The following is a 12,365-nucleotide window of genomic DNA, read 5'->3' as shown; positions in this document are numbered from 1 at the left end:
GGAATATCGGCTCACCCACTTGGCTGCATAAAAATGCGTAGCAGCCGAAAACTGCTACGCTAAAAAGTCTAACTTTTGGGGGGCACATCAGTTCCTGTCCCTCTGGCGGCATAAAACAATGATAAGCGCTACATTATAGAATTACATTCATTCCTACATCAAAAACAAGAGTTTGCTGTATAGAATCATAATATGGCTGAGTCAGTCCTCACCTCCGGGGCTGTCTCTTTTTTTATAAAAACTTATACAATCTTAGTTTCGATTGCAGGACCCTTTTCCCCACTTAATACTTTAAGCGGTATTATGGCCTTGCAAGAAAGAAATGAGGTGAACAATTATGAGTATTACAAATGCGGCGAGAAGATTTGAACAGAGATTTGACGCAAAAGCGGAGCGCTTTATTTGGCATCATCCGCTACTTGGCTTCATCTCCATCTTTGTTGGAATACCATTACTGGTTTTGGCGTGTGTCTGTATCAGTACGATCGTTGTCGCCTTTCCTATGGCATGGCTTTTGGGTTGGTTGTAATCTTTATTTCATCTTTAAACGCACAAAAGATGACTAATGCCATTTTTATAGGAAAGGTTTTATGATATTGGGGACAGCAAAAAAGGAGGATGAATCTTATGCAAATGCTAATTGCACTCATAGGTGTATGTGCGGCAGCAATGCTGCTGTGGTATGTCTATATTTTAATGAAGGGAGATGATCAGGCATGAACACCATGATTCAGTATGTTTTATACCTTGCCATTCTGGTTGTTTTGGTAATTCCGCTGGGCGCATACATAAAAAACGTCATGAGCGGCGAGAAAACTTTTTTGTCCAAAGTTCTGACACCGTGCGAAAACCTGATTTACAAGGTTATGCGTGTAGACAGAGAAGAACAGATGACATGGAAAAAATATGCGGTAAGTGTAATGATTTTTTCCGGTATCGGGCTTGTTTTTCTGTTCCTGCTTCAACTTCTGCAGGGAGTTCTTCCCGGAAACCCGCAGAATCTTTCCGGTGTGAAATGGGATTTGGCATTTAACACTTCTGCAAGTTTCATTACCAATACAAACTGGCAGGCATATTCCGGTGAATCCACATTGAGTTATCTCACTCAGGCTTTAGGTCTGACTGTTCAGAACTTTGTTTCCGCAGCTACAGGTATCGCCGTTCTATTTGCATTGATCCGTGGCTTTATCAAGGTGAACTCCTCCGGGTTGGGAAGCTTTTGGGTGGACTTGACCCGCATTGTGGTTCACATCCTACTCCCGCTGAATCTGGTGATTTCTCTGTTGTTGGTAGGCGGCGGCGTGATTCAGAACCTGAAAAGTGCAGAAACAGTATCCCTTGTAGAACCGATTGCCGTCAGTGCAGAAGGCGAAATCCTTGAGGATGCGGTAATTGACTTAGACACCGAAACCGTCACTGTAGATGGCGAAATCGTTTCGAATGCACAGATTGTCACCGAGCAGTTCGTACCGATGGGTCCTGCGGCCAGCCAGGTCGCAATCAAACAGACCGGCACCAACGGCGGCGGTTATATGGGCGTCAACTCCGCACATCCTTTGGAAAATTCCAATGCTTTTACCAATCTGATCGAAATGATTTCCATTCTACTGATTCCGGCGGCACTGTGTTTCACATTCGGTTCTGCGGTAAAAAACAAGAAGCAGGGTATTGCAATCTTTATGGCAATGTTTCTCTGCCTGGTTGTTGCCTTGGGCTGCATCGCTGTCACTGAACAGGCTGGCACATCCCAGCTTGCACAAAACGGCGCAGTCAATATGTCAATGGCAGAACAGGCGGGCGGCAATATGGAGGGTAAGGAGACTCGCTTCGGCATTGCAGCGTCCTCTACCTGGGCAGCCTTCACCACAGCAGCTTCTAACGGCTCTGTAAATTCCATGCATGACAGCTACACTCCGCTTGCCGGTATGGTGACTATGCTGCTGATGCAGCTTGGCGAGGTTATTTTCGGCGGCGTGGGCTGCGGCCTTTACGGTATGCTTGCTTTTGCCATTCTGGCGGTGTTTATTGCCGGTCTGATGGTAGGCCGCACTCCGGAATTCCTTGGCAAGAAAATTGAGCCTTATGAGATGAAATGGTCGGTACTGGTTTGCCTTGCAACACCCATTGCAATTCTGGTCGGCAGCGGCCTTGCCGCTGTAGTACCCTCTGTCATGGATAGCCTGAATAACGGCGGTGCCCACGGTTTCTCTGAAATGCTGTATGCCTACTCATCATGTGGCGGCAATAACGGCTCTGCCTTTGCCGGTTTCAATGCGAATACCGTATTTCTGAATGTAAGCCTGGGACTGATGATGCTCTTTGCCCGGTTTCTGCCCATAATCGGCACACTTGCAATCGCAGGCAGCCTGGCTGGGAAAAAGAAAATTGCCACGACTGCGGGCACCTTGTCTACCACAAATGGAATGTTTGTTTTCCTGCTGATTGTTGTGGTATTGCTGATCGGTGCGCTGAGCTTCTTCCCGGCGCTTGCCCTTGGTCCGCTTGCTGAGTTCTTTGGCAGCATTGCATAAAGGAGGTTTACAGATATGCGTACAAAACAGAAAAGTGCTTTTGCCGACCGGAAAATGCTCGGCAGGGCAATTAAAGATTCTTTTGCGAAATTAAGTCCGAAAACACAGGCAAAAAACCCGGTCATGTTTCTGGTTTTTGTGTCTGCGATCTTGACCAGTATCCTTTGGCTGGTATCCCTGTTCGGGTTAAAAGACGCTCCAAGCGGATATACACTGACGATTGCCATTATCCTTTGGTTTACCGTGCTATTTGCCAACTTTGCCGAGGCCATTGCAGAAGGTCGTGGCAAAGCACAGGCAGATTCTCTCCGGGCATCCCGAAAGGATGTGGACGCACATAAAATTCCCTCCGTATCGCAGAAGGACAGCGTGACTGTGGTTCCATCCGCCCTACTGAAAAAAGGGGAACTGGTGATTGTCAAAGCAGGAGAGCAGATTCCGGCAGACGGCGAAGTCATAGAAGGTGCGGCATCTGTGGATGAAAGCGCCATCACCGGCGAATCCGCTCCTGTAATTCGTGAGGCAGGCGGCGACCGCAGCGCTGTAACCGGCGGCACCACTGTACTGTCGGACTGGATTGTTGTCAGAGTGACCAACGAAGCCGGAGAAAGCTTTCTGGACAAGATGATTGCGATGGTAGAAGGTGCTGCCCGGAAGAAGACGCCCAACGAAATTGCTTTGCAGATTTTTCTGGTAGCCTTGTCCATTATCTTTATCTTGGTGACAGTCTCTCTCTACACTTATTCCATTTTTTCTGCAAAGCTGGCGGGAATTGAGAATCCCACCTCTGTAACAACTCTGGTAGCGCTGTTGGTGTGCCTTGCGCCTACTACCATTGGTGCCTTGCTTTCCGCCATCGGTATTGCCGGTATGTCCCGACTGAACCAGGCAAATGTTCTGGCCATGAGTGGTCGTGCCATTGAAGCCGCCGGTGATGTAGACATTCTGATGCTTGACAAAACCGGAACAATCACCCTGGGCAATCGACAGGCATCGGAGTTCATTCCGGTAGATGGTGTTGATATTCAGGAACTGGCGGACGCCGCTCAGCTTTCTTCTCTGGCCGATGAAACCCCCGAGGGCAGAAGCGTTGTTGTGCTGGCAAAGGAGCAGTTTGGAATTCGTGGCAGAAGCCTTCAGGACAAGAATATGCACTTTGTCCCATTTACTGCCGTGACTCGTATGAGCGGCGTCGACTTTGACGGCAACGAAATCCGAAAAGGCGCAGCAGATGCCATGCAGAGTTATGTGACCCATGCAGGCGGAATGTATTCTCCAGACTGTGATCGAGTTGTCAAGTCTATTGCATCCAAGGGCGGCACACCTCTGGTTGTGGCTAAGAACCACAAGATTCTCGGCGTTATCTATTTGAAGGATATTATCAAGCAGGGTGTGAAGGAAAAATTCTCAGATCTGCGGAAAATGGGCATCAAGACCATTATGATCACCGGCGACAATCCGATTACTGCTGCGGCCATTGCTGCCGAGGCCGGTGTGGATGACTTCCTTGCGGAAGCAACGCCGGAAGGAAAGCTGGCAATGATTCGTGATTTTCAGGCCAAGGGTCATTTGGTCGCCATGACAGGCGACGGCACCAACGACGCTCCGGCTTTGGCACAAGCAGATGTTGCAGTTGCCATGAACAGCGGCACACAAGCAGCAAAAGAAGCAGGTAACATGGTGGATTTGGACTCTTCACCCACAAAACTGATCGACATTGTTCGCATCGGCAAACAGCTTTTGATGACACGAGGCAGCCTGACTACCTTCTCCATTGCCAACGATGTGGCAAAATACTTTGCCATTATTCCGGCGCTGTTTATGGGACTTTATCCGGGACTGTCTGCTCTGAATATTATGGGGCTACATTCCCCGCAAAGCGCTGTCCTCTCTGCGATTATTTATAATGCACTCATCATTATTGCGCTCATTCCGTTGGCGCTAAAAGGTGTGAAATATCGTGAAGTTGCTGCTGGAAAGCTGCTGTCACGGAACCTGCTGGTTTATGGTCTGGGCGGTCTGGCGGCTCCCTTTATCTTTGTGAAACTGATTGATGTTCTGCTGGTGTTTACCGGCCTAGTATAAGGAGGGGATATATCATGAAAACAATAAAAAGTGTATTACCAAAGGCAGGTATGATCTTTTTAATCTTTACTCTGCTGTGCGGCGTGATCTATACGGGTGTTGTCACAGGAATTGCTCAGCTTATTTTCTCGGATAATGCCAATGGAAGCATCATTGAAGTAGACGGGAAAAAATATGGCTGTGAATTACTTGGGCAGCAATATACAGATGAAGCCCATATGTGGGGGCGCATTATGAATATTGATGTTTCAACCTATACGGATGAAAACGGAAAGGCACTGATGTACGCCGCTCCCTCCAACCTCTCTCCGGCAAGTGAGGAATATGCACAGCTTGTGGCAGAACGTGTAGAAAAGCTCCGCAATGCAAATCCTGAAATGGACGAAACAGCTGTTCCGGTGGACCTTGTCACCTGTTCCGGCAGTGGGCTTGATCCACATATTTCCCCGGCAGCAGCGGAATATCAGGTAGCACGTATTGCAAAAGCAAACGATATGACAGATGATGAAGTGTGTAATATCATTCGAAAATGTACCGAAGGACGTTTCCTTGGCATCTTTGGCGGAGAGACCGTCAATGTACTGGAAGTCAATCTTATGCTAGACGGTATTCTGGAGAAGTAAATGAATATAGCAAAAATCGTGATTCCCAAAATCTCCAATAAGGAATAGATTCAGCATCTTAATACGGTCTTAATACAGATAAATATTCTCTTATACCCTCTTTACGCTCTTTGATTTATGATTAAGGACATATAAAGGGGTATAAAGGAGGCTCGCAGTTATGAGGGTGGTGTTGTTAAAAAGAAAATTGACTTCGTTTCAAATTATCATCATTGGTTTTTCTGGTGTGATCATTTTCGGTACCTTCCTTTTAATGTTACCATTTTCCAGCCGCAGCGGACTGGCAACGCCTTTCTTTGAGGCATTGTTTACTTCTACCTCAGCAGTCTGTGTAACCGGACTCATTATACATGATACGGCAACATACTGGTCGGTCTTCGGTCAGATTGTCATTTTGCTGCTGATTCAGATCGGCGGCATGGGAGTTATTACTGTGGCCGCATCCTTTGCAATGATTTCCGGGCGGAAGATTTCTTTGATGCAGCGCAGTACCATGCAGGAAGCGATTTCAGCGCCAAAGGTAGGGGGAATCGTTCGCTTGACTGGCTTTATTGTCAGGGTGACACTGGTGATGGAACTGCTGTGTGCAGCGGTTATGGCACCAGTGTTTTGCCGTGATTTCGGGAAAAAGGGTCTTTGGATGGCGCTGTTTCATTCCGTGTCCGCTTTTTGCAACGCGGGCTTTGATCTGTTGGGTGTGCGCACTCCATTTTCCTCCCTGACAAGCTATGCAGCGAATCCAGTCATAAACTTTACTATTATGTTCTTAATTGTGGTTGGCGGTATTGGCTTTCTGACTTGGGATGATATTCGGGCAAATCGACTGCATTTGCGCAAATATAGGATGCAGAGCAAGGTGATTCTTTGTACCACAGCGGTTTTATTGATAGTTCCGGCAATGTACTTTTATTTTTTTGAGTTTGATGATCTCACGCGAAAGGAACGGCTTTTATCTTCTCTTTTTCAAGCTGTGACACCACGAACGGCGGGTTTTAATACGGTGGAATTAACTGATTTGAGTGAGGCGGGACAATTTATCACCATTGCGTTGATGCTGATTGGCGGTAGTCCTGGGTCTACCGCAGGAGGTCTAAAAACAACAACCATTGCTGTTTTGTTTACTACCGCAATTTCCACTTTTCGGCGTAGAGAAAATGCAAATATCTTTGGACGTCGCATCGATGATGATGTCGTAAAAAATGCAACGACAATTTCGCTTATGTATATCACGCTATGTTGTACCGGTGGCCTTATCATCAGTGTTTCCGAAGGACTTCCCATGATTACCTGCCTTTTTGAAACTGCCTCGGCTGTTGGCACAGTCGGTTTGTCCCTGGGGATTACTCCAGAACTGAATCTGCTCTCACGGGTTGTTTTGATTTTGCTGATGTTTTTTGGACGAGTCGGTGGCCTTACATTGATTTTTGCGGCCTTATCCGGTGTGCAAAAGAAAGTATCAAAACTGCCAAAGGAAAAAATAACAGTAGGATAAAGGAGACATTATGAAATCAATTCTTCTAATTGGTCTTGGGCGATTTGGAAAGCATATTGCCATGCACTTGAATCATTTGGGTCACCAAGTGATGGCGGTAGATACTTCAGAGGAACGTGTAGAGGATGTTTTGCCCATTGTTACCAACGCACAGATTGGAGACAGTACGAATGCCGATTTTTTGGAATCTCTCGGTGTTCGCAATTATGATGTATGTATTGTTGCCATCGGCAACAATTTTCAGAGTTCGTTGGAAACAACTTCTCTGCTTAGTGAATTAGGAGCGAGGTTTGTAGTTTCCAGAGCTGCAACCGACGTTCAGGAAAAATTTTTGTTACGTAATGGTGCAAATGAAGTAGTCTATCCAGAAAAACAGCTTGCAAAGTGGACTGCAATCCGTTACAGTGCGGACCACATTCTCGATTACATTGAACTGGATGAAAATCACGCCATGTTTGAGATTCCCGTTCCAAAAGATTGGGCGGATCATTCGATTGGAGAGCTTGATATTCGTAAAAAATTCAATATTAACATTATGGGAATCAAGAAAAGCGGCAAGCTGGAGTTATCTATTTCTTCAGACACAGTGCTGAAAGCAGGAGATACCATGTTGGTGTTGGGAAGTAACAGGAATTTGCAAAAGTGCTTTCGTATTTGATTAAAAAAATCACGGAAATTGGAGGTGAATCCATGCAGGATGTTATTTTACTTGTAAGTACATCAGCTATATTTATTTTTGGGTATTTTATGGTGAAAAAACTGGATGCTTTTCTGGAAAACAATTGGAATGAGCAGGAACATGCTCTGATTCATGGCGAAAACAGCTTGAAAATCGGTTTTTCCAACCCATTAATGGCAGACAGCCTCTCAGATGTTCTAGAGACTTACGGAAAACAGCATCCAGATGTCTTTATACATATTTTCAGCGGAGAAGATAGTGAACTGTGCAGAGAACTGGAAACACACAAATTGGACATAATTTTTTTACCAGAGAATACAGCTGTATCGGAAAAAATTCATTATAATGCACGGATAGTGATTCTTCGTTGCACCCCGGTTGTAATGAAATATGCCGGCTTGTCCATTGAGCCGATTGCCCAGAATCACATCACTCAAAAAGCACTATGGAGAAATTCTAAAAACACACCTGTTATTGATTCTTTTGTTGGATGCATGAATAGACTTGCCGTGAATCAGTCGCAGATGTAGGTTTTGACTTTGTGTGTTATAATATTAAAAAAAAGAAATCGCTCTTACTTGAGTGATAGACGAGGAGGAACAAAATGGAATTGCCAAGACAAGATCCGGATCAGCTTCTTCGTGCGATTTGCAGCGATACATACACTAGGAAAAGTGGAAAACTTAAAATCTTTTTTGGCTATGCCGCAGGTGTCGGAAAGACCTATGCCATGCTTCAGGCGGCTCATCAGGCTAAGGAGCGTGGCATCGATGTGGTTGCTGGATACATAGAACCCCATGCCCGACCCCAGACGATGGCACTTCTGGACGGCTTGGAGCAGCTTCCTGTGAAAAAAGTTGCTTACGAAGGAATGACCCTTCGTGAATTTGATATTGATGCTGCGCTCAAGCGAAATCCCCAGCTCATACTGGTGGATGAGTTTGCCCACACCAACATAGAAAGCAGTCGGCACACGAAGCGGTATCAGGATGTTCAGGAACTGCTAAATGCTGGAATTGATGTCTATACTACTGTAAATGTCCAACATATTGAGAGTCTTAACGATACAGTGGCCTCTATCACTGGAATTCTTGTGCGGGAGCGCATTCCTGATTCTGCCTTTGATCAGGCGGATCAGGTAGAACTGGTGGATATTGAACCTGCGGAGTTGCTGGAAAGACTGGCAAGTGGAAAGGTGTACCGGAAAGACCAGGCCAAACGGGCGGCAGTCAATTTCTTTACGCTTGAAAATCTGACTGCATTGAGGGAAATTGCTCTTCGCCGATGTGCTGACCGGGTAAATTTGTTGACAGAACGCGCCAGGATACAAAGCCGCGGCGATTACCATACGGATGAGCATATTCTGGTGTGCCTTTCTTCATCTCCATCCAACGCCAGAATTATCCGTACTGCCGCCAGAATGGCAAGAGCCTTCCGAGGGACATTTACCGCTCTTTATGTTGAAACATCTAATACAGCGGAGATGAGTGAAGAGGACAAAAAACGTTTGCAGGATAATAAACGGCTGGCCCAGCAGCTTGGTGCCACAATTGAGACAAGCTATGGTGATGACGTGCCTGTTCAAATTGCCGAATTTGCCCGTCTTTCCGGCATCTCAAAAATCGTAATTGGACGAAGTACCATTGCACGAAAGAATATTTTCAGCAAGCCCACCTTGACGGAACGCCTGATTTCCAGCGTACCTAATCTGGATATTCATGTGATACCGGATGCCAACACAGAAAATAGCTATCAGAAAAGAAAGAGAAAGGTGCAGGTAGATACGATACCCCTGCGTGATGTTCTGAAGAGTATAGTCGTATTGTTGGCAGCTACACTGATTGGCTGTGGCTTTGACGCTCTTGGGTTCACGGAGAGTAATATTGTCGCAGTCTACATATTAGGTGTACTTGTGACCGCCGTGATCACAACCAACCGACTGTGTGGAATTCTGACCTCGGTTGTCAGCGTGTTGGTTTTCAATTTCTTTTTTACAACTCCGAGACTGACATTCCATTTTGACGATCCGAACTATATTGTTACCTTTACCATTATGTTTATAGTAACACTGCTTTCCGAATCTCTCGCTACCCGGCTGAAAGAAAATGCGAAACAATCTGCCCATACAGCTTACCGTACAAAGATTCTCTTTGAAACCAACCAGCTTCTGCAAAAAGAGCAGGATGAGAATGCGGTAATCACCGCTACCGCAGGGCAACTCATGAAGCTGCTGAAAAAAGATATCGTCGTCTATCTGTCTGACGGTAAAGAACTTGACGTTCCCAACGTTTTTCGTACTGTTAATAGCACTCAAGAGGATTTAATTTCTGAGAATGAGAAAGCAGTCGCCGATTGGGTATTTCAAAACAATAAACACGCCGGTGCCACAACAGATACATTATCCAGTGCAAAGTGTCTATACCTTGCGATTCGAGTTAACCAGCATGTATATGGAGTGGCTGGTATTGCGGTGAACGGTATTCCGCTGGATTCTTTTGAAAACAGTGTACTCCTCTCTATTCTTGGAGAGTGCGCTTTGGCACTTGAAAACATCAAAAACGCCAAAGAGAAGGAGGAAGCGGCTGTCTTAGCGCAAAATGAACAGCTTCGTGCTAATCTGCTGCGGGCAATCTCTCATGATCTTCGAACTCCTTTGACAGCGATTTCCGGCAGCGCAGGCAATTTGCTCGCAAATTATAAAAAGATGGACGATGAACTGCGGGAGCAGACCTTTACTGATATTTATGACGATTCCATGTGGCTGATTAATCTCGTTGAAAACCTGTTGGCAGTTACGCGAATTGAAGGAGGACAGGTTAATCTGACTCGGAGTATAGAACTCATGGATGAGGTTGTTTCTGAAGCGCTGAAGCACATCAACAGAAAGAGTAAAGAACACACCATTCGTGTGAGCAGCGGCAAAGACTTTATCCTTGCACACATTGATGCGAAGCTGATCGTTCAGGTGATTATCAATCTGGTGGACAACGCCATCAAATATACCCCTGTCGGTTCGGTAATTGAAATACACACTGAGCAGAAGAATAAATGGGTTATCGTTTCAGTTGCCGATAATGGGCCTGGGATTCCAGATGAGCAGAAGCCTCGTGTTTTCGATATGTTTTATAGCGGAGCCAATAAAGTGGTCGACAGTCGCAGAAGCCTTGGATTGGGGTTGTCCCTCTGCAAGTCGATTGTGACCGCTCACGGCGGCACAATCTTTGTATCAGACAATCTGCCAAATGGCACTGTGTTTACATTTACATTACCCGCCGGGGAGGTAGAAATTCATGAATAAACCTTTGATATTAGTGGTTGAGGATGACCCGTCTGTGCGAAATCTCATTACAATCACTTTAAAAACAAATGATTATCGTTATCTGGCAGCACCTAGTGGTTCAGCAGCAATTATGGAGGCCACATCGCACAATCCTGAAATCATATTACTGGATTTGGGCTTGCCAGATATGGATGGCGTTCAAGTAATTCAAACTATTCGCTCTTGGTCCAATGTTCCGATTATTGTAATCAGCGCTCGAAGCGAGGATAACGATAAAATCAAGGCGCTAGATGCAGGAGCGGACGATTATTTGACAAAGCCCTTTTCTGTAGAAGAGTTGATGGCACGACTTCGGGTGACGCAGCGAAGGCTCTCTCTGATGACGGCAGAGATGTTCACTGCCAGTTCTGTATTTGTTAATGGTAAGTTGAAAGTGGATTATGCCGGGGGATGCGCTTATCTGGATGAAAACGAACTTCATCTAACACCCATTGAATATAAGTTGCTATGCTTGCTGTCCAAGAATGTTGGCAAAGTACTGACCCATACCTTTATAACGCAAAATATCTGGGGACACAGTTGGGATAACGACGTAGCTTCGTTGCGGGTATTTATGGCAACATTGCGAAAAAAACTGGAGCCAACAGAGGAGTCTCCACAATATATTCAAACACATATTGGTGTGGGATACCGTATGATGAAAGTAGAATGAAGCCATGGTGACAGGTATGGTGGCTTTCAAAGTGTACCCAATAAAAGAGCCGGTGTTTGTACCGAGTGCATTTTCTTACTTTCCAAATAAATCGCTGTGCGTTCCTGTTCGGGATAATGTCAAGACGAGCAAATCATTCTCAATCCGATAGACCAATAGCCAATCTGGTTGAATGTGGCATTCACGATGCCCGACCCAGTTTCAGGTTAAAGCGTGGTCTTTATTCTTTTCTGGAAGCTGTTCGCTGCTTGCCAGTTTGCGAATGATGTCGTCCAGAAGGTCAATATCAAGATGACGTTTCATCGCCAGCTTGTAGTCCTTCTTAAATTGATTTGTCCAAACAATGTCTAAATGTTTACTCATTCTTTCAACGCCCTCAATGCTTCCTCTACATCAGAGTAGCGTTTTACAGACGGATCACGGGCAATGCGTTCTGCTTCCAGCATTGCTGCCATCGTTTCCTTGTTCGGCTGCTCTATGCGAACATCAAAAGGAAAACCGCCGACACGGAGCGACTGGCGAAGAAACACATTGATAGCGGTAGTAAGGTTGATACCTAATTCACCATACATTGCTTCGCACTGTTTCTTAATGTCGCTGTCCATACGGACACTGAAATTAGTTGTGGTAGCCATGAATGTCAACTCCTTTCCTTGCTATTGCACTTATATTATATGTGATTTGCATTGCACAATCAATTTATTAGACGAAAAATTCACAAAAAAGTCAATAATTATTTTTTGGAAGGAACAGCCTATTGAATGTATTTGAAGCGGTCAAACAGAACCTGACCAGTACACAGTGCGTTGGGCTACAATTTTGCTACAGGAGCACGGGAAGCGCTTGCATTCGTGTATACGTTTGAAGGTGCTTGACAAATATACAGATTTTATTGTACAATCACCTCTAATAAAGGGGAGTAACCTGCGTTTTAAAATATACGTTTGCAGTGCCGTCAGTACG

The 12,365-nt window shown here is 45.5% G+C and carries 10 protein-coding genes and 1 pseudogene; 9 read left to right on the top strand and 2 right to left on the bottom strand.

What is annotated here, in order from left to right; translation table 11 throughout:
- Nucleotides 1-337: 337 nt before the first annotated feature.
- The 9 genes from LKD48_RS12780 to LKD48_RS12740 all read left to right on the top strand — a co-directional run bounded on the left by LKD48_RS12780 (nt 338) and on the right by LKD48_RS12740 (nt 11,402).
- Nucleotides 338-529, top strand: a complete 192-nt coding sequence (locus LKD48_RS12780) for a hypothetical protein (protein WP_118616132.1) — start codon at nt 338-340, stop codon at nt 527-529.
- A 187-nt stretch (nt 530-716) separates the two neighbouring features.
- Nucleotides 717-2,531: a potassium-transporting ATPase subunit KdpA gene (gene kdpA / locus LKD48_RS12775; protein WP_308732194.1), complete on the top strand. Its 1,815-nt coding sequence runs from the start codon at nt 717-719 to the stop codon at nt 2,529-2,531.
- A 15-nt stretch (nt 2,532-2,546) separates the two neighbouring features.
- A complete protein-coding gene (gene kdpB / locus LKD48_RS12770) occupies nt 2,547-4,616 on the top strand; it encodes a potassium-transporting ATPase subunit KdpB (protein ID WP_308732193.1) in 2,070 nt (689 codons plus the stop codon).
- A 14-nt stretch (nt 4,617-4,630) separates the two neighbouring features.
- The gene (kdpC, locus tag LKD48_RS12765; protein ID WP_308732192.1) at nt 4,631-5,239 is read left to right on the top strand and encodes a potassium-transporting ATPase subunit KdpC; all 609 of its coding nucleotides are present in this window, start codon (nt 4,631-4,633) and stop codon (nt 5,237-5,239) included.
- A 160-nt stretch (nt 5,240-5,399) separates the two neighbouring features.
- The gene (locus tag LKD48_RS12760) at nt 5,400-6,731 is read left to right on the top strand and encodes a TrkH family potassium uptake protein (RefSeq protein ID WP_118616140.1); all 1,332 of its coding nucleotides are present in this window, start codon (nt 5,400-5,402) and stop codon (nt 6,729-6,731) included.
- Nucleotides 6,732-6,741: 10 nt separating this feature from the next.
- Nucleotides 6,742-7,389, top strand: coding sequence for a potassium channel family protein (locus LKD48_RS12755; RefSeq protein WP_262538472.1), 648 nt, complete (start codon nt 6,742-6,744; stop codon nt 7,387-7,389).
- A 32-nt stretch (nt 7,390-7,421) separates the two neighbouring features.
- Complete coding sequence (locus LKD48_RS12750) at nt 7,422-7,940, top strand: type 2 periplasmic-binding domain-containing protein (protein ID WP_308732191.1); 519 nt, start codon at nt 7,422-7,424, stop codon at nt 7,938-7,940.
- A gap of 74 nt (nt 7,941-8,014) precedes the next feature.
- Nucleotides 8,015-10,708 (top strand): ATP-binding protein, encoded by a 2,694-nt coding sequence (locus tag LKD48_RS12745; RefSeq protein ID WP_308732190.1) that lies wholly within the window; start codon nt 8,015-8,017, stop codon nt 10,706-10,708.
- A complete protein-coding gene (locus LKD48_RS12740; RefSeq protein ID WP_118616146.1) occupies nt 10,701-11,402 on the top strand; it encodes a response regulator in 702 nt (233 codons plus the stop codon). Before LKD48_RS12745 ends, LKD48_RS12740 begins: the two co-directional genes overlap by 8 nt.
- A 75-nt stretch (nt 11,403-11,477) precedes the next feature.
- Here the strand turns inward: LKD48_RS12740 and LKD48_RS12735 are convergent.
- Nucleotides 11,478-11,765, bottom strand: a pseudogene (locus tag LKD48_RS12735) (type II toxin-antitoxin system YafQ family toxin).
- Nucleotides 11,762-12,037 (bottom strand): type II toxin-antitoxin system RelB/DinJ family antitoxin, encoded by a 276-nt coding sequence (locus LKD48_RS12730; protein WP_293840720.1) that lies wholly within the window; start codon nt 12,035-12,037, stop codon nt 11,762-11,764. Before LKD48_RS12730 ends, LKD48_RS12735 begins: the two are co-directional and overlap by 4 nt.
- Nucleotides 12,038-12,365 lie beyond the last annotated feature (328 nt).

The organism is Anthropogastromicrobium aceti (assembly GCF_020687335.1).
Classification (GTDB): Bacteria; Bacillota; Clostridia; order Lachnospirales; family Lachnospiraceae; genus Anthropogastromicrobium; species Anthropogastromicrobium aceti.
This window is presented reverse-complemented; position numbering and strand designations above follow the sequence as displayed.

Coding starts and splice junctions, on each gene's coding strand:
- LKD48_RS12780 (WP_118616132.1), top strand. CDS start 338: ATGAGTATTACAAATGCGGCGAGAAGATTTGAACAGAGATTTGACGCA.
- kdpA (WP_308732194.1), top strand. CDS start 717: ATGAACACCATGATTCAGTATGTTTTATACCTTGCCATTCTGGTTGTT.
- kdpB (WP_308732193.1), top strand. CDS start 2,547: ATGCGTACAAAACAGAAAAGTGCTTTTGCCGACCGGAAAATGCTCGGC.
- kdpC (WP_308732192.1), top strand. CDS start 4,631: ATGAAAACAATAAAAAGTGTATTACCAAAGGCAGGTATGATCTTTTTA.
- LKD48_RS12760 (WP_118616140.1), top strand. CDS start 5,400: ATGAGGGTGGTGTTGTTAAAAAGAAAATTGACTTCGTTTCAAATTATC.
- LKD48_RS12755 (WP_262538472.1), top strand. CDS start 6,742: ATGAAATCAATTCTTCTAATTGGTCTTGGGCGATTTGGAAAGCATATT.
- LKD48_RS12750 (WP_308732191.1), top strand. CDS start 7,422: ATGCAGGATGTTATTTTACTTGTAAGTACATCAGCTATATTTATTTTT.
- LKD48_RS12745 (WP_308732190.1), top strand. CDS start 8,015: ATGGAATTGCCAAGACAAGATCCGGATCAGCTTCTTCGTGCGATTTGC.
- LKD48_RS12740 (WP_118616146.1), top strand. CDS start 10,701: ATGAATAAACCTTTGATATTAGTGGTTGAGGATGACCCGTCTGTGCGA.
- LKD48_RS12730 (WP_293840720.1), bottom strand. CDS start 12,037: ATGGCTACCACAACTAATTTCAGTGTCCGTATGGACAGCGACATTAAG.